The organism is Shewanella khirikhana, from assembly GCF_003957745.1.
Lineage (GTDB): Bacteria > Pseudomonadota > Gammaproteobacteria > Enterobacterales > Shewanellaceae > Shewanella > Shewanella khirikhana.
The window spans coordinates 2,490,561-2,513,194 of sequence record NZ_CP020373.1 but is presented as its reverse complement, the minus strand read 5'-3'; the positions used below and the strand labels follow the sequence as shown (position 1 = coordinate 2,513,194).

The 22,634-nt window shown below is 56.4% G+C and carries 15 protein-coding genes; 7 read left to right on the top strand and 8 right to left on the bottom strand.

Annotated features, from left to right (window positions below):
• Positions 1-256: 256 nt before the first annotated feature.
• Positions 257-3,508, top strand: coding sequence for a S41 family peptidase (locus STH12_RS10910; RefSeq protein ID WP_126167577.1), 3,252 nt, complete (start codon positions 257-259; stop codon positions 3,506-3,508).
• Positions 3,509-3,671: 163 nt separating this feature from the next.
• On the opposite strand, the gene STH12_RS10905 is transcribed toward STH12_RS10910, so the two are convergent.
• Together STH12_RS10905 and STH12_RS10900 are read right to left on the bottom strand one after the other, a co-directional pair.
• On the bottom strand, positions 3,672-4,109 hold the full coding sequence (locus STH12_RS10905; protein ID WP_126167576.1) for an OsmC family protein: 438 nt from the start codon (positions 4,107-4,109) through the stop codon (positions 3,672-3,674).
• Positions 4,106-5,071: an AraC family transcriptional regulator gene (locus tag STH12_RS10900; protein ID WP_164551192.1), complete on the bottom strand. Its 966-nt coding sequence runs from the start codon at positions 5,069-5,071 to the stop codon at positions 4,106-4,108. The genes STH12_RS10905 and STH12_RS10900 overlap by 4 nt, the downstream gene beginning before the upstream one ends.
• Before the next feature lie 119 nt (positions 5,072-5,190).
• On the opposite strand from STH12_RS10900, the gene STH12_RS10895 reads away from it, so the two are divergent.
• Both STH12_RS10895 and STH12_RS10890 read left to right on the top strand, forming a co-directional pair.
• Positions 5,191-5,571, top strand: coding sequence for a hypothetical protein (locus tag STH12_RS10895; RefSeq protein WP_126167574.1), 381 nt, complete (start codon positions 5,191-5,193; stop codon positions 5,569-5,571).
• Between the two features lie 303 nt (positions 5,572-5,874).
• Positions 5,875-7,458, top strand: a complete 1,584-nt coding sequence (locus tag STH12_RS10890; protein WP_126167573.1) for a S8 family serine peptidase — start codon at positions 5,875-5,877, stop codon at positions 7,456-7,458.
• A 243-nt stretch (positions 7,459-7,701) separates the two neighbouring features.
• Here the strand turns inward: STH12_RS10890 and STH12_RS10885 are convergent, their stop codons facing one another.
• Positions 7,702-8,829 (bottom strand): hybrid sensor histidine kinase/response regulator, encoded by a 1,128-nt coding sequence (locus STH12_RS10885; protein ID WP_126167572.1) that lies wholly within the window; start codon positions 8,827-8,829, stop codon positions 7,702-7,704.
• Positions 8,830-8,831: 2 nt separating this feature from the next.
• Entirely contained in the window at positions 8,832-12,800 is a 3,969-nt protein-coding gene (locus tag STH12_RS10880; protein WP_126167571.1) for a response regulator, read from the bottom strand.
• Between the two features lie 212 nt (positions 12,801-13,012).
• Here STH12_RS10880 and STH12_RS10875 point away from each other — a divergent pair, with 212 nt between their 5' ends.
• On the top strand, positions 13,013-14,557 hold the full coding sequence (locus STH12_RS10875; protein ID WP_126167570.1) for a POT family MFS transporter: 1,545 nt from the start codon (positions 13,013-13,015) through the stop codon (positions 14,555-14,557).
• 206 nt (positions 14,558-14,763) lie between these two features.
• The gene (locus STH12_RS10870; protein WP_126167569.1) at positions 14,764-15,096 is read left to right on the top strand and encodes a YegP family protein; all 333 of its coding nucleotides are present in this window, start codon (positions 14,764-14,766) and stop codon (positions 15,094-15,096) included.
• 69 nt (positions 15,097-15,165) lie between these two features.
• Here STH12_RS10870 and STH12_RS10865 read toward each other — a convergent pair whose 3' ends face one another.
• On the bottom strand, positions 15,166-15,888 hold the full coding sequence (locus tag STH12_RS10865) for a YebC/PmpR family DNA-binding transcriptional regulator (protein ID WP_126167568.1): 723 nt from the start codon (positions 15,886-15,888) through the stop codon (positions 15,166-15,168).
• A 408-nt stretch (positions 15,889-16,296) separates the two neighbouring features.
• Here STH12_RS10865 and STH12_RS21765 point away from each other — a divergent pair, with 408 nt between their 5' ends.
• The gene (locus STH12_RS21765) at positions 16,297-16,467 is read left to right on the top strand and encodes a TIGR02922 family protein (RefSeq protein WP_335925362.1); all 171 of its coding nucleotides are present in this window, start codon (positions 16,297-16,299) and stop codon (positions 16,465-16,467) included.
• Between the two features lie 68 nt (positions 16,468-16,535).
• Here STH12_RS21765 and STH12_RS10855 read toward each other — a convergent pair whose 3' ends face one another.
• Complete coding sequence (locus STH12_RS10855; RefSeq protein WP_126167566.1) at positions 16,536-17,114, bottom strand: TetR/AcrR family transcriptional regulator; 579 nt, start codon at positions 17,112-17,114, stop codon at positions 16,536-16,538.
• A 126-nt stretch (positions 17,115-17,240) separates the two neighbouring features.
• Here STH12_RS10855 and STH12_RS10850 point away from each other — a divergent pair, with 126 nt between their 5' ends.
• Positions 17,241-18,284 (top strand): alkene reductase, encoded by a 1,044-nt coding sequence (locus STH12_RS10850; protein ID WP_126167565.1) that lies wholly within the window; start codon positions 17,241-17,243, stop codon positions 18,282-18,284.
• A gap of 95 nt (positions 18,285-18,379) precedes the next feature.
• Here the strand turns inward: STH12_RS10850 and STH12_RS10845 are convergent, their stop codons facing one another.
• Positions 18,380-20,752: a Lon protease family protein gene (locus tag STH12_RS10845; protein WP_126167564.1), complete on the bottom strand. Its 2,373-nt coding sequence runs from the start codon at positions 20,750-20,752 to the stop codon at positions 18,380-18,382.
• 102 nt (positions 20,753-20,854) lie between these two features.
• The gene (locus tag STH12_RS10840; protein WP_126167563.1) at positions 20,855-22,621 is read right to left on the bottom strand and encodes a methyl-accepting chemotaxis protein; all 1,767 of its coding nucleotides are present in this window, start codon (positions 22,619-22,621) and stop codon (positions 20,855-20,857) included.
• Positions 22,622-22,634: the final 13 nt, after the last annotated feature.

Below are 22,634 nucleotides of genomic sequence, written 5' to 3'. Positions count from 1 at the left end.
TTGCCGCCTTAGTTAACGCACAGGGTGCCAAATACACATTTGCTAAAACTTCTGTTAACGGTTTCTGCTGCCAAGGGCGTGCTGCTCTGGTAGTGTCGGGTTTATTTTGCCAAGCGCAGCATCGGTTTAAGTTCGCGCCTTTATTCGGGGCGCGACGGAAATGCGCCAACTCAGGCGTTTGGCGGCATGGTTTATCAGCGAAAGCGTTCCTGATACAGACAAAAAAAGATAGCTAAAACGACAGGACAATCACCCAATGAAACTGCGTCTCTCCGTTGCCGGCTGCCTGCTGGCCCTGGGCACCTTTGGTCTGCCAGCCTACGGCAGTGAAGGTTACTTCCGCTTCCCCGAACTGCACAACGACACCCTGGTGTTCACCGCCGAAGGCGATCTGTGGCTTGGCCGTGTTGGCAGTGAACATGCCAGCCGTCTGACCACCCAGGCCGCCGAAGAAACCCAGGCGCGCATTTCCCCCGACGGCAAGCAACTGGCCTTTGTGGCCAATTATGACGGCACCGATGAAGTCTATGTGATGCCCATCAGCGGCGGTGAGCCCAAGCGCGTCAGCTTCGAAAACGCCCGCGTTCGCCTGCAGGGCTGGAGTCAGGACGGCAAGGTGCTGTATTCCACCAATAATGTCTTTGGCCCGGCCAATTACTGGGTGCTGAGACTTGCGGATCCTGTGTCGCTGACGACCGAAGATCTGCCGCTGGCCGATGCCATTGAAGGCGCGCTCGACAGCAGTGGCGACTATTTGTATTTCGTGCGTTTTGGTCTGCAGGCCACAGGTGACAATGCCAAGGTGTATCGCGGCGGTGCCCGCGGAGAGCTGTGGCGCTATAAACTTGGCAGTAAAACAGAAGCCGAGCGGCTGCTGGCTGGTCATGAAGGCTCTTTGCGCCAGCCAATGTTCTGGGATGGACGCCTCTATTTCATCAGCGATGCCGATGGCAACGACAACCTCTATTCGGTGACGCCGGATGGTCAGGATCTTAAGCAGCACAGCCAATACAAAGACTTCCAGATCCGCGCCGCCCGCATTAATAACGGCAAGCTGATTTTCCAGATGGGCGCCGATATCCGTACGCTGGATATTGCCAGCGGCAAAGATAGCGTGCTGCCACTGCAACTGACGTCAGATTTCCCCGCCCGCCGTGCGCGCTGGGTAAATAACCCCATGGACTATGTCAGCGACGTGCGTTTTGCCCCCTCTGGCGATAAAGCCGTGATTACCGCGCGCAGCCAGGTGGCCATTGCCGCCACCGATGGTCGCCGTCTGGTGCAAATCAGCTCGCCTGCCGACAGTCGGGTGCGTAACGCCGTGCTTGGCAGCGAAGGCAAGTATGTCTACGGCATAAGCGATGCCTCCGGCGAGCAGGAGCTGTGGCGCTTCCCGGCCGATGGCAGTGAAGGCGCAGTGCAGCTGACCAAGGATGCCAAAACCATGCGTATGAGCCTGGTAGCCTCCCCGGACGGCCGCTATCTGGCCCACGACGACTATGAAGGCAACCTGTACCTGTATGACATCAAAAAAGGCAGCAACAGCCTGATTGTCTCCGGTCATCAGGGCCTGGGCCCCTACGGCGACATCATCTGGTCGCCGGACAGCCGCTTTATTGCGCTATCGATGAATGAAATGGGCAAGCAGCGCCAGCAAGTGGTGCTCTATAGCCTGGAAGAGAAGAAGCAGCACAGTCTCACCAGCGACAAGTATGAATCCTTCTCGCCAGCCTTCAGCCGCGATGGTCAGTGGCTCTACTTCCTGTCGAACCGTGAATTTAACGCCACCCCAGGCTCGCCATGGGGCGATCGCAACATGGGCCCTGTGTTTGACCGCCGCACCGGCGTGTTTGCGCTGGCCTTAAGCGCCGATGCCCGTTTTGCTTTTGAGCGTCCAACAGAGCTCAGCACCCCCGTGCCTGAAAAGTCCGAGGGCGAACTTAAGCTTAAGGTGGACTGGGACGGTATCCAAGGCCGCCTGTGGCAAGTGCCTGTAGGTACGGGGAATTTCAGTAATCTGAGTCTTGCCGATGGCAAGCTTTATGTGCTCGATGGCGATATCGCCGGTCAGCAGTCGTCACTGAAGGTCGCCAAGTTTGATGGTCTTTCGCCCAAGCTTGAGACCTTTGCCGACGATATCGGCAACTATGTGTTGTCGGCGGATGGTAAAAAGCTGTTGCTGTCGAAAAAGAGCAATGGCAAAGAGCTGCTGATTGTGGATGCAGGCGACAAGCTGCCCGGGGATCTGGCCAACGCCAGAGTACGTACCCAGGATTGGCAGATGGAGCTGAGCCCCAAGGCCGAATGGCGCCAGATGTTCGACGATGCCTGGTTGATGCACAGAGATTCTTTCTTCGACAAGAAGATGCGTGGCGTCGATTGGCAAGCTACCCGCAACAAGTATCTGCCACTGCTGGAGCGAGTCACTGACCGCCATGAACTGAACGATCTCTTTATGCAGATGATGGGCGAGCTGGATGCACTGCACTCACAGGTGCGTGGCGGCGATATGCCCAGGGATGCCAATACGCCAAATCCGGCCGGGCTGGGTGCCCGCCTGGCGCAAAGCTCCCAGGGCGTGAAGATTGAGCATATTCTGAAAACCGATCCAGAGCTGCCCAACATGGCGGCGCCGCTGGCCCGTCCCGGTGTGGACGCCCGCGAAGGCGACCTTATTACCGCCATCAATGGCCGTAAGGTGAGCACAGTGGCAGACGTGGCCTCCATGCTGCGCAATCAGGGTGGTAAGCAGGTGCTGTTGTCATTGAAGCGCGGCAGTAAGGCGGTGCAAACCGTCGTGTGGCCTGTGTCTGTGAACGAAGAAGACAAGCTCAGATATCAGGACTGGGTAACCCATAACGCTTCAAAGGTGAGCAAGGACAGCGACGGCAAGATTGGCTATCTGCACCTGTACGCCATGGGCGCCGGCGACATTGCTTCCTTTGCCCGCGAATTCTACGCCAACTATGACAAAGAGGGGCTGATTATCGATGTGCGTCGTAACCGCGGCGGCAATATCGACAGCTGGGTGATTGAAAAACTGCTGCGTAAGGCCTGGGCCTTCTGGCAGCCGACCCACGGCGATGCCTCCACCAACATGCAGCAAACCTTCCGAGGCCATCTGGTGGTGCTGACCGACCAGCTGACTTACTCAGACGGTGAAACCTTCTCTGCCGGTATCAAGGCACTGGGTCTGGCGCCGCTGGTGGGTAAGCAAACTGCCGGTGCCGGTGTCTGGCTCTCTGGCCGTAACTCGCTGACTGACCGTGGTATGGCGCGGGTGGCCGAGTATCCTCAGTACGCCATCGATGGTCGCTGGGTGATTGAAGGCCGTGGCGTGAGCCCGGATGTCGAAGTCGACAACCTGCCTTATGCCACCTTCACGGGGTTCGATGCCCAGCTAGCCAAGGGCGTTGAGATGCTGAAAGCCAGAATCACCGCTGAGCCTGTGCCTGCGCTCAAAGCCAAGCCTATGCCTGCCAAGGGTGAGGCTGCGGACATCAAGTAAGCGCCAGGCATATTTAACCGCGATGCCTGTTTAATTCATGCAAAGAAAAAGGGCGACCAGGTCGCCCACAGTTTGAGGGCTGTACCGGCAACGTAGTTCCCAGTCGGTACGGCCCGTTTTTTTATCCTTTCACCAGCCTGGCGCGAAAGACCCTGAACGTGGCTTAGAAGCGAATTTCCACTTCGCAGTCGAGGGTGTTGGCGATAAAGCAGTTGGCGTGCGCCTTTTCGTGCATTTTCTCCAGTGTTTCGCGGCTGACCTCAACGCCTTCCACAAATTCCACTTCGGGATTGAGCTGCATATAGTTCACCGCCAGCTTGCCGTTGTCGCGTTTACCCAGTTCCGCCAGGGCGTTGTCGTTATAACTTTTCACCGGCAGGCGTTTTAAGTGTGCGATGGCGAGGAAGGTCAGCATATGGCAGGACGACAGCGCCGCCAGCAGGCTTTCTTCCGGGTTTACCATGGCTGAGTTGCCTTTGTATTCGGGCGCCGAGGAAGCCTGAATTTTCTGGCCGCTGCCAAAATGAATGAGGTGATCGCGGTTAAATTCGCCTTCCGGGGCGTCGCTGGCCTGCCAGCTGGTCTGCAAACGGAAACTCACGTGGATGCTCCTTGTTGTGGTAATCGTCTCGTCTGTCCGGGCGAGCCGCCAAACAGCCGTTTATAGGCTTTGGAGAAGGCGGCTTCGTCGCTGTATCCCGCTTGTTCGGCCACGGCGGCAACCGTGTTACCGGCAAGCAGCGACTTGCGGGCACGGATCAGACGTAAGCGATTAAGATACGCCAGCGGAGTCAGCCCGGTAAAGTCCTTAAACAGGGTGGCAAAGCGGGTACGGGAGTAAAAGCCGACTGCCGCCAGGCTTTCCAGGCTCCAGGGTGCATCGGGCTCGCTGTGCATTTTGTCCAGCACCCGGGCAAGGCCGGGCTGGCGGGAGAGGATAGCCAGCTTACTTTGCTCGTCCGCAGGCAACTGGCGCAGCATGCACTGGAAAAACGCCTCGCACAGGCGGGTGAGGATGACTTCGCTTGCATTGGCATCGCGGCTTGCTTCATCAATCAGCGCCGTGAGCAGGCCATCGAGGGCGCCAATGCGCTGGTCACGGCGAATATGGATCAGCACTGGCAGACTCGCCAGCAGTGGATGCAGCTTGTCCTCGCGAAAATCGAAGTGACCGCAAATCAGCGCCGTTGGCTCTGAAGGCGCCTCTGAGGACATCTGTGAGGGCATCTGTGAGGGCGCAGCTGACCCCTGCGTTTGCCCCAGCGGCCAGTGGGTGGGTGTTTGCATCATCTGTGCGGGCGGCTCGGCGGAAAAACTCAACTGATGGGGCGTGTCTTTGGTAAACAGCAGCATGTCGCCTGCTGTCAGCGCCAGTGGTGCCAGATGTGGCCGGTGCAGCCAGGCCTTGCCCGCAACCAGCAGATGAAAGCTTGCCAGCCCGGTCCCCGAAGTATCCGTTTGCCAGCTGTCACACACCCAGCCGCGGAAAAACAGGGTGGCACTGAGCTCAAGGCCGCTGAGCAGCCGCTCAAGCCCGGGCTCGGGGCTATGGTCATTCATCATTCCTTTCCCTTGTGAACTTTCGAACATAAAAGCCGGTTTTTCGCACATGTTGCTGGTTGGCCGCTCGGCCTATTCTGCAATGGCTTTCGAAACTATTTAAAAACCAAGAGGAACCAACCATGAAAAACCTGTTTAAATCGATTGTAGCCGCTGCTGGTTTGCTGATGAGCCTGTCGACATTTGCTGCCACCCCAACCGTTGGCGCCGATGGCGTTACCGAAATCTATCTTGAGCAGCACGGCGGCCACTTCAGCGCCCGCGACACCCTGGCTTCGCTCAAGCCCGGTAAGTACCGTTTCGTTATCACCAACAAGGCCGGCAAGCTGGTGGGTTTCCAGCTGCAAAACTTCACCACCCATGAGCCACTGGACATGTTTCCGCTGGAAGTGGGCGAGACCCGCACCAGTGACGTGGTCAACGTGACCGCAGAAGGCGTGCGTTTCCGCTGCCCAATCAACCCTACCCCCTGGTACGACATGGATGTGATCAGCGCTAAATAAAACGCCGATATTATCCGCTTCCTGCGGGTTTCAGTGACAGGCCTCTCCCTTAGACCGGGGAGAGGCCTTATAGCTTTCGGGACAAAAAACATTGGCCGTTATTATGGGCAAAGCGGTTATCGGGGATGCACAAAAGCGCTGTGAGACTGATTGTTTATAAGGCGGGGCAGAACGTTGAGAGGACAGAGGCCCTGGCGTATAAGTTAACTGATAGGTGGTTAATGATTTGTTAACTCACCTTGGTCACGGACGTCACCGGACAGTCAAGGGACTGGCATGGATTTCCACTTCAAGGAGCCTGCCATGGGTACAGTCACGCCGTTGGTTGTCGCCATCTCCCTCGGGTTGTTCGCAGCGGGTTTAAGCCCTGTGACAGCCGCTGAGTCATCAGCTCAAGTCGCGTCTGCTTCACCCGGGCGCTATATCGTTAAATTCAAACCCGGTCACAGTACAGCTGCCAGAACCAGCGTACAGGCCGCCGGTGGCAAGCTGGTGCAGGATTTGTCCCGCCACGATGCCGCTGCCTTTATGTTGCCAGCCAGGGCCCTGGTCGGCCTGATGCAAAACCCCAATATTGAATACGTCGAGCTTGATGCGCCCCGGTATCCGATGGCGCAGACCATGCCCTATGGCATCCCCATGGTGCAGGCCAATCAGGTCAGTGACAGTAATGCCGGTGCCATCACCCTGTGCATTATCGACTCGGGTATCGACCAGAGTCATGAAGATTTATCCGGCAATCAGCTTGATGGCACCAGCGACAGCGGCACCGGCAGTTGGTTTACCGATGAAAACCACCACGGCACCCATGTGGCAGGCACCATAGCGGCGCTGAACAACAGCTTTGGTGTGCAGGGCGTTAACCCCGGCGGGCGTCTTAATTTACACATTATCAAGGTGTTCGATGATTCCGGCTGGGCCTATTCATCGGGTTTGGTGACAGCACTGGACCGGTGTGATGATGCCGGTGCCACAGTAATCAATATGAGTCTGGGTGGGCCGCTTAAGAGCCGCACCGAAGACAGGGCATTTGCCGATGCCGAGAATCGGGGGATTTTAAGCGTGGCGGCCGCCGGTAACGACGGCAACACGCGTCATTCCTATCCGGCGTCTTACAATGCCGTGGTTTCGGTTGCGGCCATTGATTCGGCCAAAGTCGTCGCCGACTTCTCCCAGCAAACCAGCCAGGTTGAGCTGTCCGGCCCGGGGGTTGGCGTGCTTTCTACTGTGCCTATGGGCAGCGCGCAAACGGCGGCGGTTATCGTGGACTCCAGCGCGGTCGCAGCGGTGGCAATGGAGGGCTCGCCGCTCGCCAGTGTGAGCGGCAATCTGGTCAATTGTGGCTTGGGTGACAGTGTATGCAACGCCAACGGTCAGGTATGTCTTATCAGCCGCGGCAGCATCAGCTTTGCCGACAAGGTGCTCAACTGCCAGAATGGCGGCGGCTTGGGAGCCATTATCTATAACAATGTTGCCGGTGAGCTGTACGGCACCCTTGGTGGCGTCGAGACGACTATCCCCTCTGTTGGTATCTCGGACACGTCGGGTGCAGCGCTGCAAGAGCAGCTTGGGCTGCTCACCAGTGTGAGCGTGACGGCCGACAATTACGCCTATTTCAGCGGCACTTCCATGGCCACCCCCCATGTGGCGGGCGTGGCGGCTCTGGTGTGGAGTCAGCACCTTAACTGCTCCAATAAAGAAATCCGCGCCATACTGCGGGCCACTGCCGAGGATTTGGGGCCTGCCGGACGAGACGATGCCTATGGCTATGGTTTGGTGCAGGCCAAGGCGGCGTCCGATTACATCAGTGCCAACGGCTGCAGTGTTGGTGGCGGTGGCAGCAGTGGCGGCGGAGGCAGTACCTGTAAGGGCAAGCGCTGCAACTAAGCTGCTCTCCTGTTTGTGACTCACAACGAGTCTCAATGAGTTACAAAGAGCCTGTTTGAGCTAAAAAGAATCACAGTGGGCGGGGCGCTATTGCCCGAGGTGCCGCTTGAAGTGTTTGGCACATCAGGACATCAGGGCATCAGCCTGACAAAAAACGCCGCAGTGAATGCGGCGTTTTTTCTGCTTTCATTTTCAATTTGCCCACGTGCTTTGGGCTTTCGGTATGAGCCGGCTCATCAGGGGCTACAGCTTTTGCTCCGGGATCTGGATGCGATACTTGAGCCCCTGGCCTTCACCGCTGTTGGTTTCCAGTTGGCCAGCCAGATTGAAATAGACCAGATTGTGGATCCGACAGGCACTGAGACCACAGTGGCTGCCACCGCGCTTGCTGGTGTAGAAGGGCTCAAACAGTCTTGGCAATGAGGTTTCCGACATGCCTGGGCCATTATCCTGAAAGTCCATGATAAGAGAGCCGTTTTGGACTTTGAACTTGACCGCTATCATCAGGCGGGTGTCGTCCTGACGGGCATGGTCGAGCGCATTGCGGATAAGCTCTTTAATCAAATCCACCAGCAGCAGCTGCGGCATGGTGAATTCGGCCTCGGCGCCATCTACGGTCAGTTTCACTGAGCCCTGCTCCAACTCGCTGCTGTAAATGCTGGTGGCCATGTTCACCGCATCGCTGAGGGCAAAGCGATTGGCGCTGAGTTCACGTTGATCCTGCGCCAGTTCCCTAAAGCGGTCCACCAGCAGCGACACCCGCTGCAGGTTGGCTTCAATCAGACTTGTGCCTTCTTTGACATGGTCGAGACATTGTACCAGCAGCTCAGCGGTCAGGCTGTTGTCGTGCATGGCCGAACCCAGGGTGGTACCGGCGTCATTGATAAAGGTGGCGGCGGTGATACTGACCCCCAGCGGGGTGTTGATTTCGTGGGCGATACCGGCCGTGAGCTGAAACAGGCTGTTAAACAGCTGCTGACGGGCCTTTTGGGTCTTGAGCTGCTGCAGCGACAGCTGATTTTGCACCCGCACCAACACTTCTCTTGGCCGGAATGGCTTGGTGACATAATCCACGCCGCCGGCCTTGAACGCGGCGTCGATGGCGTTCACGTCTTCATTGGCGCTGATAAAAAGCACCGGAATATCGGTCAGCAGTGGCGTTGACTTAAGCCGCCGACAGGCTTCCAGCCCGTCCATTTCCGGCATGTTGATATCCATCAAAATCACATCGGGCGGCTTGCTGGCAGCGAGCTGCAGTGCCTGCTTGCCATTGGTGGCCGCCCTGACTCTGTATCCTTCCTGGCTCAGGATCCCCCGCAGCATTTCCAGGTTTGCGGGCATGTCGTCAACTATCAGTATTTCATGGCTCATGGTCAGTCACTTTCCACGGGACTTTGCAGTTTGGCCAGCTCTTCCTCGGCCAGGGCGAAGTCGTAGTTACCCAGGGCGCTGTTCAATGGCTTGAGGCGCCTTGCTGCACCGGCCGATGTGGCGGCAAGTGCACTTACCTTGTCGATGGCTTCCGTATCTCCCTGGGACACCAACAAGGCGATTTGTGCCATGGCGTCGTCCCAGTCGTCATCCTCTGGCGCATCATCTGCTTCTGGATACTGCGGCCCAAGGCGCGCTTCCACCTGGGCCTTGAGACTTGTCAGCATGGCGTATAGCTGAGCGGCCTGCTGCGAAGAGGGCAGGGTTTTACTTTTGGCCAGCGCTTCGAGCTGAGCGCCCAGTTGGCTTAACACCATGATGCCGAGGTTGGCGGCAGCGCCCTTGATGCCATGGCAGATATTGGCAATGTTGGCGGTGTCCTGGGCATCGATTGCCGTTAAAAACTCGGTTTCGGTGGCAAGCTGTTGGTCGATAAAGTTGACGGTTATCTGCCAGAAGCGCGCCTCATTGCCGCCCATGCGGGCAATGCCATCGGCCGGGTCGAACATCAGTTCCTGGGAGCTTGCACTCGGGGCGGGCTTTTGGGGTTTGGTCTCGATTGTGGCCACGGGCACATAATCGCCACCATCGCCAAGATGTTTGAGTATTTTTTCAAACAGTTCATTGACTTCGATGGGCTTGCCGATATGGGCATTCATGCCCGCCTCAATACAGGACTTGATATCCTGTTCCATGGCGTTGGCCGTCATGGCGATAATTGGCAGTCCGGCAAATTTAGGTTGGCTGCGAATGGCGCGGGTGGCGGTAAGACCGTCCATCACCGGCATCTGCATATCCATCAGCACCAGCTCAATGGGCTCGCGCTCGAGCAGCTCCAGTGCCTCCTGGCCGTGGTTGGCTATCAGCAGTTCTACCCCTTGCTGCTCAAGGATACCGGCGGCCACTTCCTGATTGGTAATGTTGTCTTCCACCAGCAAAATGCGCCGCCCAGCAAGACCGCTGACGGTATTGGTATCGGATGGCTCCATATCACCACTGAGGACCCGGCCGCCGAAGGCATCGGCGATGGCGTTGAACAGCAGCGAGGGATTAACGGGTTTTATCAGCAGGCCGTCGAGGTTCTCTGTGTTGTCGTTACCAATGGCAAAGTCGCGTCCATAGGCGGTAACCAGAATGATCTTGGGCTGCTGCAATGCTTTGTTTGCACGGATCCTTTTACTGATTTCCACCCCATCTTCGCCGGGCAGCTGCCAGTCCATAAACACCAGTTCGAACGGGTCATCCATGGCGTTGGCTGCATCCAGGGTGGCCAGTGCTGAGGCGCCGGTGGCTTCCAGCGAGACCCTGAAGCTCATGGCCTCCAGCAGCCCTTTCATGATTTCTCTGGCGGCATCGTTGTCGTCCACCACCAGGGTGCGTTTGCCCTTGAGCGACTCTATGGGCTGGTACAGATCCCGTGCCTTGGCTTCCTGCAGTCCAAACCACACATCAAAACTGAACACCGAGCCCTGACCCGGGGCGCTGTCCACCAGAATATGGCCCCCCATCAGCTCAACCAGATGCTTGGAAATCGTCAGCCCCAGGCCAGTGCCACCGTATTTGCGGGTCACACTGCCATCGGCCTGGGAGAACGACTGGAACAGGCGGCTCAGTTGCTCCTTGGTCATGCCGATGCCGCTGTCACGGATTTCAAAGCGGATGTGGGCTTTCTTTTCTGTGGTTTCCAGCGGGAACACCTTGAGGATGACTTCGCCTTTTTCAGTGAATTTCACCGAGTTGCCGCAAAGGTTTGTCAGCACCTGCCCCAGGCGAAGCGGGTCGCCCACCAAACCAAGAGGCAGCTCAGGTGACAGGTCAAACAGCAGTTCTATGCCTTTTTCTTCGGCGCGGATCCCCAGCAGATTGGAGAGGTTTTCCATCACGTCATCCAACAGGAAGTCGGTGTGTTCCAGCTGCAGCTTGCCGGCCTCGACCTTGGAGAAATCCAGGATGTCATTGATGATGCCAAGCAGTGACTTGGCGGCCTGATCGATACGGGTAACATAGTGGCGCTGCTTGGGATCCAGTTTGGAGTTCAGCGCCAGGTGCGACATACCTATGATGGCATTCATGGGGGTGCGGATTTCGTGGCTCATATTGGCCAGGAATTCGCCCTTGGCGCGGGAGGCGTCGTCGGCGGCATTTTTGGCCTGCTGCAATACCTGTTCAAACTCTTTCTGCTCGCTGATATCCACCAGCAGGCCCACCACGCCTTCGGGCTTGTGTTCGGCGTCATAGTAAGTGGCTTCGTACACCCCAAATTGGCGCACATCGCCCTCGGCGTTGTTGAGGGTAAGCTGATAATCCAGATTGCCGGGGCTGGTAAGCAGGGACTCATGGGCGGCGCTGAAGTCCTCCGCCGCTTCGCTGTAAAGGCCACTCAGGGTCTGGCCGAGAATTTCATCTTCACTGAGGCCGCAGAAGGTAATGAATGCGGTGTTTACCCCAATCAGCTGCTGATTTTTATCGATGTAATACATGGGGTTGGGGATAGCATTCAGCACTTGCTGGTTAAACTGCAGCTGGGCGCTGACCTTGCGCTCGGCTTCGAGCTGTTTTTGCTGGTTGTAGGACAGTCGCATACCTATGGCGAGGTCGCTGCCTATCACATCCAGCCAATGGATAACCGATTCCTGCAGCGCGCCAATGCAGCCGATTTCCAGCAGGCCTATGGGCTGTTTGTTGATTTGCAGTGGCAGAAAATGCAGCTCGGACAGGGCAAGCTCGCCGCCGAGTGTCGGCAAGCGGTAATGACCATCCAGGCCTTTGAGAGATTGCGGCTTTTTGGCTTTGAGCATCCGCATTTGCAGGCTGTCTATGGCGGCGAGGCGCTCGGCATCGGCCGGATAGCCAAGCCCGGCAATGCGGCACAGACCGTCATCGCCATGCAGGTACAATCCCACCAGTGGAAAACCATAGCGGGACATCAGGAATTGAATAACCTTGTCGCCAAATTCGGTGAGGGTCTCGCAGCCACGGGTCGCGTCCGAGAGTTCTTTCAGCGCCTGATTGCTGTCCAGCTGGGTGGCCACTTCCGCCAGCAGGCGGTTTTGGGCGATGGCGAGGGGCCGTAAGGCACCTTTATCATCTTCATCCAGAGTGAAGTGATAGTCATGCCGCTCCACGTGCTGGGTCATTTTCTCCTGCATGGCATTCAATGGATGCAGGTACCAGCGCCAGATGGCAGCAAAGGTGCCCAGGGTGAAAAGCGCCAGCAGCGCCAGGGTAAACTGCTGCTCGCTGTTAAACGTCAGCAGCGCCTGCTCGGCGGCATCTACCTTGGTATCGTGGCGCTTGCTCAGCGCATCGTAAAAGTCTGACAGCGGCATCATGATTTTACGCTTTTCGCCAAAGTAGGCCTCGCTGAACACGATTTTACTGGCGCCGAGCAGATCCGGTTTGCCCTCGGGATGATACTTGCCCGCCACCAACTCAAATGCCAGCCGCTCCATGGAAACCAATTCATTGGAGGTATTGAGCGCCTGCTTAAGCTGCATCAGCTCGCTGTCGGTAAGACCGGCTTCAATCATCTCGTCAATCAATGCGGTGTACTGTGGGGCGCCGGAGACCAGCGGTGGAATCTCGGCGCCGGGGGCGGCTATCACGTCCCAATAGCTGAATTCATGACCACGCTGGCGAGGCATCTGGCCGTTACGCACTGCCAACACATAATTGAACAGCTGTTGATACTTGGGATTGCCGGTAACCGCATAGGCGCGGGCGAATTTGGTCAGGTGATCTGAGCTGCTGCGCACCTCCTGAGCCAGCGACAGACTGTAGCGCGCTTCGTCGTAGGACTGAGTCAGTTCCTCGGTCAGGGTGCGAAAGTCATGGGTGAGTTTGGCCTGAAAAGCCAGCAGCAATACCGTGAGGGTAAACAGCAATATGCTCAGATGGCGGATAAAGCGCATCAGGGTTCTCCAAAGACTCTATGGCAGCAGGGGGCTTTGAAAAGTGTAGGCAATAATTGCCGTTTCGACATTTATTCGGTGTTTTCTCAGTCAGTTGGATACTCAGTTTTGCCGTTCACACGCCGTGAGCGCCGTCGGTGCATTGCTTGAGCAAAGCGGGTAGGATTGGACAAATACTCACCACTGCAACTATCAGAAAAACAAGGACAGACATGGCGAACTCCAATCAGGGACACTGGCCACGGCAAATCCCGTTCATTATTGCTTCGGAAGCCTGCGAGCGTTTCAGTTTCTACGGCATGCGCAACATCCTCACCCCCTTCCTGATGACGGCCTTGTTGCTGTCGGTGCCCGAGCATCTGCGGGCCGGTGAGGCCAAGGACGTGTTCCACTCCTTCGTGATTGGGGTGTATTTCTTCCCACTGCTGGGGGGCTGGATTGCCGACCGCTTTTTTGGCAAGTACCACACAATTTTGTGGCTATCGCTGCTCTACTGTGTAGGGCATGCATTTCTGGCGATTTTTGAAGACAGTAAAACCGGCTTTTATTCGGGGCTGTTTCTGATTGCCCTGGGTTCGGGGGGCATTAAGCCACTGGTGTCGTCATTTATGGGGGATCAGTTCGATCAGAGTAATAAGTCCCTCGCCCAGAAAGCCTTCGACATGTTTTATTTCACCATCAACTTTGGCTCCTTCTTTGCGTCTTTGACCATGCCGCTGCTGCTGAAATACTTTGGCCCGGCGGTGGCATTCGGGATCCCCGGGGTACTGATGTTTATTGCCACCGTGTTCTTCTGGGCCGGGAGGCACCGTTATGTGCATATGGCGTCGCAGGAGAAAGACCCCAATGGATTTTGGCCGGTGGTGAAAACCGCGCTGCTCAGCCCCGGAGGAAGCCGCAGCGGCCTGGTGCTGGCGCTGATGGGGACTGTGCTGGCGCTGGTGGCCCTCGGGTTTATGCCAACCCTGGGGCTGGTGACCTCCCTGTGTCTGGCGCTGGTGCTGCTGATGGGCTTTGTGGGCGCAGGCGCTTCTATGCAGCTTGAGCGTGCCCGCGCACGCCACGGCGACGATGCGGTGGAGGGCGTGCGCTCGGTGATGCGTATCCTGGTGCTGTTTGCGCTGGTCACGCCCTTCTGGTCGCTGTTCGATCAAAAGGCGTCAACCTGGATTTTGCAGGCCAATGAAATGACCAAGCCCGAGTGGTTTGAGCCCGCTATGATGCAGGCGCTGAACCCACTGCTGGTGATGATCCTCATTCCTTTCAATAACTTCGTGCTGTATCCCATGCTCGAGCGGATGGGCTTTCGACTCACGGCGCTGGGCAAAATGGCCTCGGGTATCGCCTTCTCGGGGCTGTCCTGGGTGGTGATTGGCAGTATTCAGTTGATGATGGATGGCGGCAGCGCCGTGTCCATTGTCTGGCAGGTGTTGCCCTATGCGCTGCTGACCTTCGGTGAGGTGTTGGTATCGGCGACCGGGCTTGAGTTTGCTTACAGCCAGGCACCCAAGTCGATGAAAGGCACCATCATGAGTTTCTGGACCCTGTCGGTTACCGTGGGCAACCTCTGGGTGCTGCTGGCCAATGCCAGCGTGAAGGGGCAGGGGATGACCGACTGGATTGCCACCACAGGGCTGTCGGTAACGGCGTTCCAGATGTTCTTTTTTGCCGGGTTCGCGCTGGTGGCCGCGGCTATTTTTGCGCTGTACGCCAAAAACTACCGCATGCAGGACCATTACCGGGCGGTTGAGGCTTAGGTTTGTGGCTTAAAGTTCCAAAACCTGTTGTTTTGGTAATTCGAAATGCTGATTTTGGCTGAATCGTCAGAATTGTGTATGACGTTGGCGTGGTGGATTTGTGATATTGGCATCAGTGCTGCTTGCGGTTTCGGGGCAGACTGAACAGGCCGCGTCAGGTGCGCTTGGCGCTATCACTCATTTGGAATACGAGTAAGGGGACAGTGATGTCAGGTTGGTATGAATTATCAAACAGTTCGGATGGTCAGTTCCGGTTTGTACTCAAGGCAGGCAATGCCGAAACCATTTTGACCAGCGAACTTTATAAAGCCAGAAGTGGCGCTGAAAACGGTATTGCTTCAGTGCAAACCAACAGCAGCCTGGACGAGCGCTATGAGCGCAAAGAAGCCTCTAACGGAAAGCCTTATTTCAATCTCAAGGCCGCCAACCACCAGGTGATTGGCACCAGCCAGATGTACGCATCTGAGGCATCCCGCGACAAGGGGATTGAGTCAGTCAAGGCCAATGGCGCCACCACGACTATTAAAGATTTGACCTAAGTCGTACGGGCGACAACGCAGCCATAAAAAAACGCAGCCACAGGGCTGCGTTTTTTATCGGGCAGTGATTTATTCGATGATGTTGGCGTTGTGATAGACGTTTTGTACGTCGTCACAGTCTTCCAGTGCTGCGATAAATTTATCGAACACGGCCACATCTTCACCGCTGATGTCAGTTTGGTTCTGAGGCACGAAGGTAATTTCTTCCACTTCGAAATTCACCTCTGGCATGGCTTCGAGCAGGGCGGTCTTGGCCTTGAAGAACTCGGTGTGCGGCGCGTACACGCTCACCATACCTTCTTCCACTTCCACGTCGCTCACGTCCACGTCGGCGGCCATCAGGATTTCCAGCACTTCTTCGTCGTTGTCACCGGCGAACACAAACACGGCCTGATGATCGAACATATGAGCCACGGTACCTGGACCACCCAGCTTGGCATCGTTTTTCACGAAGGCCTGACGCACTTCGGTGAAGGTACGCTTACCGTTGTCGGTCAGACAGTCCACAATCACCATGCAGTTACCTGGGCCGAAGCCTTCGTAACGGGCGGTATCATAGTCTTCACCGCCGCCGCCTCTGGCTTTGTCGATGGCACGCTCAATCACGTGAGCGGGTACCTGATCTTTCTTGGCGCGGTCAATCAGACGACGCAGTGACAGGTTGCCGTCAGGGTCAACGCCACCATTCTTGGCGCAGACATAGATTTCTTTTCCGTAGCGGGAATAGATCCGAGTCTTCTGAGTGGCGGTTTTCGCCATGGATTCTTTGCGGTTTTGATATGCTCTGCCCATCTTGTCTTCTCGTTAACGCACAAAAAAATTTTCCGGATTCTAGCAGCTTTATGGCCGGATGTGCACCCGTCGCCATGTGAGGCCGCAAACAAGTATGAACATCACGGTTTAACAATTTGTTGTTCTGGCCGGTGTGGCAACTATTGCGCTTGGTAAATTTTTATAGTCATATGTTAAATCTAATGGCTGGTAAAGGCCGTTATCTGGGCAAAGACCGGACGCTTTGACCCGCCACTCGACCCGTGAGAAGGCTGGAAAGCCCAACTCAATAATGAAGGAAGTGAATAGATGCAAGGCGGTAAAACAGAACAACAGCTTGCCGATACGGCAAACGACTTGCTTGACTTCGAAGCCGAAAATGGCGCCACCGTCACAGTGCTGTATTACGACGCACCGGCGGGCCTTATCATGCACAACGCCGTGTTGACCGGTTTGCCGGTGAGCGACACAGGCCGGGTGATGATCCCCCAGTCGTTTCGAAGTGGAAAATCCATTATTGCGGTGCTGGAAGGGGAGTGCAAAATCCTTAACTCCCTCGGCGAGCGGGTTTATGCGCAAAAAAGCCTTGGGCTTGGCTGACCTGGGGTGGTCAATAAATGGTGCAGTGACTTTAATGAAAAATCCCGGCAATGCCGGGATTTTTTGTATCAGTTACAGCTGTCTTTTAACAGCTTGTCGGCCAGCCGGGTGAGGGTGGCCTCGGACGGGTGAGTCTGCGCCAGAGTCCGCAGCCCATAAACCCCCATCACAAAATACTCGGCCCGCTCGATACTGCTTTGATTGGCAGGCATTTCCTGATTATCAATGGCGCGCTGAAACTGCCTGGCCAGTCCCTGCTGGCAGGTACCCAGACTTTGACACAGCAGTGCGCGGATTTCTTCATCCTGCTCGGCCAGCTCGTTTAATGATTTGGTCAGCAGACAGGCCTTGTCGGCCCCGCATTGGCATTCGGCCACGATATTGGCCAGATAAGCGGCCAAGCCATCGACCACCTTGCCGCCTTCGGGAAAATACGCCTGAAACTGCGCCATGCGGTCAGCCTGATACTGGGCAATGGCCGCCAGCAGCAGACCACGCTTGTTTTCGAAGGCGCAATAAATCGAGCCCGGGTGCAAGCCTGTTGCCCGGGTTAAATCCTGCATGCTGGTTTTGCTGTAGCCCTTCACCATAAAGGCCTGCATGGCCTGGCGAAGCACGTGTTCTCGGTCAAATTCGGCGCTGCGCATCTGCTTACATCTCTACTCGGTTCCGCCTTAGGGTAACAGAATTTTTGAATAAACGTTCAAAAATAACTTGAATGACCATTCAAGAATCTTTATCTTGAACACATATTCAAAAAAGGAAAGCTCCCCATGACCGACATTCTTTTTACACCAGTACGCCTTAATGAGCGTCTGACCCTGAAAAACCGCATTCTGATGGCTCCGCTCACCCGCTGTATGGCAGACGAGGCCTTGGTGCCGACCCAGCAGATGGTCGACTACTACGCCCGCCGCGCCGATGCCGGGCTTATCATCAGCGAAGCGACCATTATTCGCGCCGATGGCCAGGGCTATCCCAACACCCCGGGTATTTTCACCCAGGCACAGATTGCCGGTTGGCGCAAAGTGACTGACGCCGTTCATGAAAAAGACGGTAAAATTTTTGCCCAGCTGTGGCACACCGGCCGGGTGGCTCATCCCCATTTCTGGGGTGGCGATGAGGTGATTGCACCTTCCGCCGTAGGGGTTGATGGCACAGTGCCAAGAATGCGTGAGCTTAGCTATCTGGTGCCCCGCGCCGCTACGGCTGCCGAGATTGCCCAGCTGGTTGAGGACTACGCCAAGGCGGCCGAAAACGCCATTGAAGCCGGTTTTGATGGGGTAGAGATCCACGGTGCCAACGGCTATTTGATTGATGAGTTTTTGCATTACGAAACCAACAAGCGTGACGACGAGTTTGGCGGCAGCCCAGAAAACATGGTGCGCTTCCCGCTGCAGGTGGTGGATGCGGTGATTGCCCGCATTGGCGCCGAGCGCACAGCGCTGCGGGTTTCCCCGGCCGCTTATTTCAATATCGAGCCTGATACCCGTGACCGCGCGGTGTTCGATTTGCTGCTGACCAAGCTGGATGAGCGCGAGCTTGCCTACCTGCATGGCGGCATTTTCGATGACAGCGTGCACTACGACTATCTGGATGGCAAAGTCAGTGAATACCTGCGCCGTCACTCCCGCCACACCCTGGTTGGCGTGGGTGGTTACACGGCTGAAGCCGCCGCCGATGCCATCAGTGAAGACAAGTTCGAACTGATTGCTATTGGTCGCCCCTTCATCGCCAACCATGACTACGTGGTCAGGGTGCGTGAAGGCAAGGAAACCAAACCCTATTCAGACGAACTGCTGCCGGTACTCTATTAAACCCAAGCGGCCCACGGCCTGAAAGCCTAATAACCTGAAAGCCTAATAAAAGCCCCGCATTGGCGGGGCTTTTTTTATACGGCAAACCAACACTGTCAGTCGTCTTTGGCGTTTTTAATGATTTGATTGAGCCGTGCCACGGCGCGGCCAAGCAGGGTTTCCAGGCTGGCATCGTCCACATTGCCCACGTCCAGGCCGGTGAACAGCGCCATGGCCTCGGTCACATGATCCACGGCATAGATATGGAACTCGCCCTTGCTCACGGCTTCGACTATGTCCTGTCGCAGCATCAGGTTTTTGATGTTGCTGGCAGGGATTATCACCCCCTGGGTCGGTGTGCGGCCCTTGATGGCACACACATCGAAGAAGCCTTCAATCTTCTCATTCACCCCGCCGATGGGCTGCGACTCACCAAACTGGTTCATTGAGCCGGTAATAGCCAGATCCTGACGCAGCGGCACGCCGCTGATGGCCGAGACAATGGCGCAGCACTCCGCCATCGAGGCACTGTCGCCGTCCACGCCGCTGTAAGACTGCTCAAAGGTGAGGTAGGTGGTCAGCGGGATCCCCCTTTGCCTGCCAAGCAGCGATGAAATATAGGCAGTCAGGATCCACACTCCCTTGGTGTGAATGCGGCCACCAAGGCGTACTTTATGTTCAATATCCAGCACCTCGCCCTTGCCGTAGGCGGTAGTGGCTGTGATGCGATTGGGCGCGCCAAACTCATGATCTGTGGTGGAAATAACCGACAGGGCATTGACCTGACCCGTGACCATGCCATCGGCACTGAACAGGGTCTGGCCGTTTTTGAACTGCTGCATCACCATATCTTTGAGGCGGCAGACCCTGAGCTCCTGATTCCTGAGCGCCAGGTCCACATGCTCGCGGCCAATCTCAGTGGCACCGGCACCTTTGGCGCAGTAATTGGTTTCCCGCAGCAGATTGGCAATATTGGCCGAATGCAGCGACAGCCGGGTTTGGTCATCGGCCTGGCGGCTCGAGTATTCCAGAATGCGCGCCAATGCCGAGCGGTTGCAGTGCAGCATGTTGTTGTCGTGCACTATGGAGGAAATAAAACGGGCGTACAGGGCTTCAGACTCATCGGTACGTGGCATCACGTCTTCAAAATCGGCGGTCACCCGGAACAGCTCGTTAAAGTCGGGGTCGTAGTGCTGCAGCAACTGATAGGTCTGATAGTCGCCAAAGAGGATGATTTTCACATCCAGCGGAATGGGCTCTGGTGCCAGCGAGATGGTGCCCGACAGGGTCACTTCACGCTCGAGGCTGTTCATATCCAGATTGCGCGAACGCAGCGCTTTTTTCAGGCCGTCCCACACATAGGGGCGCTCCAGCACCTTAATCGCATCCATCAGCAGCACGCCGCCGTTGGCCTTGTGCAGCGCGCCGGGGCGAATAAGCGAAAAGTCAGTGAATACAGTGCCTTTAAAGGTGGCGTTTTCGATGTAGCCAAACAGGTTGTGGTAGTTGGGGCTTTCTTCCACCACCACAGGGAAGGCGTGCTCGTCCTGGCATACCAGCACGTTGATTTGATAGCGCCGCGGCATTTTTTTATCCAGCGCCGCATAGGCCAGCCCCAGCTGCTCTTCGCTTTCTTCCAGAAAGATATCCAGATTGTCGAGGATGTCTTTTTGCATCTCGGCGAGGAAGGTGCGGATTTCTTCCAGATCGCGATACTTGCTTTTCAGCGGCTTGAAGAAGTGTGCCAGCACCTCTTTGGCCACCTGCTCATCGTGTTCCTGCTGCTTTTCGGAGAACTCTTCTTCCCACTCCGTCAACTGACGAATAATGCCGCGCAGGCGCTTTTCCAGGGTCTTGATGCTGGCTTCGAAGTCGGCGCGCTCTTCGTCGGTGAGGGCATCGTAGCTTTCTTCGCTGTGGGGCTCCTCACCATTCATGGCGATAAGCTGGTAGTCGCCCTGAACCGAAATCGACAGACTGATGTTTTTGCTCTTGGCTTCTTCAGCCAGGGCAGTTAACGCCGCTTCCTGCTGACGGGACAGCTCGCCTTTTAGCTTATCGGCGCGGGTGTAATACATCTCGTTGTCGAAGGCCAGTGGCAGTGCTTTAACCAAACGGATCAGCAGCTTTTCAATGTCTTTCTTAAAGCCGTTACCTTTGCCCGCGGGCAAACGCAGCACCCGTGGCGCGCGGTTGTCGTCGAAGTTGGCCACATAACACCAGTCGTGCAGTTGGCTGTCTTCGAATTGATGGCGCTTCAAATAGCGCAGCATCATGGTGCGCTTGCCCAGACCATTCTGGCCTATGGCATAAATGTTGTAGCCCTTTTCGTGGATGGACATGGCAAATTCCACCGCACTCTGGGCGCGTTCCTGGCCGATGATGTCATCCAGCGGCGGCAAATCGGCCGTGGTTTGGCAGTTATCCGCCAACCCGGCCAGTGTCGAGACCCGATACAGGCTCTGGGCATCCAGTGCGTTAATGGCCATAAAATCCCTTCCCGTCAGAATTTAATTTTCTATAACTGACAATAAGATGGCTGAAGGTGAATGGCAAACCCCCACTGGGCGAGTGCTGAAATTTCAACCAGCTTAAAAGAGTTCGATGTCCGGGCTGGCGGTTTGGGTTTGGGGGCTATGGCCAAGAAGATTACGCGACAGCTGCAGCAGCAGCGAGGCGTATTGATTCAAGTCGGCACTTATCGACAGGTTGTCGCCGGCATCCCTTGCCAGCAGTTGACTGCGCTGGGAAAGCTCGGCAATCCGTTCGCCGATTTGCCGGCACTCCCTGGCCGCATCTGAGGCCAGTTGGCGCTGGTGCTCGCCGTTGGCTGTCATGGCCTCCATGGCGGTTGCCAGCAGGGCAAGCTGACGATTGGCCTCTTTACTGTACTCATGGTTTCGCGCCAGCATCGCCTTGCCCTCGGTCATCTCGCTGGTGCTGTTACCGGCCCTGAGGATCAGCGCCTCGGCAAATTCCCGTATTTCGGTAGTGGCCTGGGCGGTACGGCCTGAGAGCGATCGCACTTCATCGGCCACCACCGAAAAGCCGCGGCCCGCTTCACCGGCTCTGGCCGCTTCAATGGCGGCATTAAGCGCCAACAGATTGGTTTGATTGGCAATATTTACAATTAAGTCCAGCACCCGATTGATGTTGGATACCGACTGGGACAGTGCCGACAGCTCGTTATCGACATTGTCCATGGTGGCGATAAGATTTTGCTGGGATTGCCCCAGCTCATTGAGGTGGTTTTTCACCGTGTTGCAGCTGGCATGGGCCTGCTGGCCGTGACCCGCTTGTTGCTCGCTGGCTTCGCATACGCCCTGCATCAGCTGACTTAACTGATCTGCGCCCTGTTCCAGCTGGCTTTGCCCCGCGGCGTAGTCGCCAATCAACTGGCTTTGACTGTCGATAGCCCACTGGGCGCGGCTCGCTTCGCTTGAGAGTTTTTCAGATAACTCGGAGAGTTGGCTTACGCTGATTTCGGTGCCTGCTACCAGCTGATTGAATGCCCGGTAGAGGGCGGCAATTTCATCCTTGCCCTCGTCTGGAAGCCGAAGTGCCAGGCTGCCCGGGTGCTCAGCCAGCGATTGCTGGGCAAGATACAGTGCCTTTAAGCGCCTAAGCGCCGGAATAATCCGAAAATAGATGCCGAAAGTGCACGCCAGGGTGAGGACGGCCAGCGCCAGTCCTATGCCCCAATCGAGCCATTTCACCTGCAGAGAGAACTCCCGGTGGCGCTCTTCCACGTCCCGGCGCAGGGTGTCGCGCACCCCGGCAAGGCCATCACCATGGCTGTTGTGCCAGCTGATATCGGTAAGCAGCTGATGAATTTGGCTTGCCGCAGTGCGGTATTGGCCAATTACTGGGGCAAGCTCCGCCGGCAGGGCATCCAGCGCTGTCATGGCCTGTTGCCACAGTTGCCAGTCTTCCTCGCGGTGGCGCGACAAATAATCTTTTTCATAGCGGCGGGCATAGAGCACCAAATTGAGCGCACCGGGATTGGTGGCTACCGCTTGCTCCATTTGTCTGCCGGCGGCACGGGCTGCGCCGCTTTGGCCCTTGTCCATAAACCCAAGCTCGGCAACCGCCTTGCCCAGTTTGGCAAGCGCCTGTGAGTAGCCTTTCAGCTCGGTCTGTTCGCCCTGATACGCCTCAAGTTCAACAGGTTCACCCTGATAAATGGCAAGCTCTGCCTGCAGCATGCTGATGTAGCTGTGATGTTCGTCCAGCAGGCTTAGCAGCTCAGATTCCTGGCCGAAGAACACCCGGTTAAGGGTAAACAGCATCGACATCAGGATCACCAGAGCTGTGACCACTAGCGTCAGATACTTGTACAGCTGCCGTTTGATAGTCATGGGCGTAAAGGGA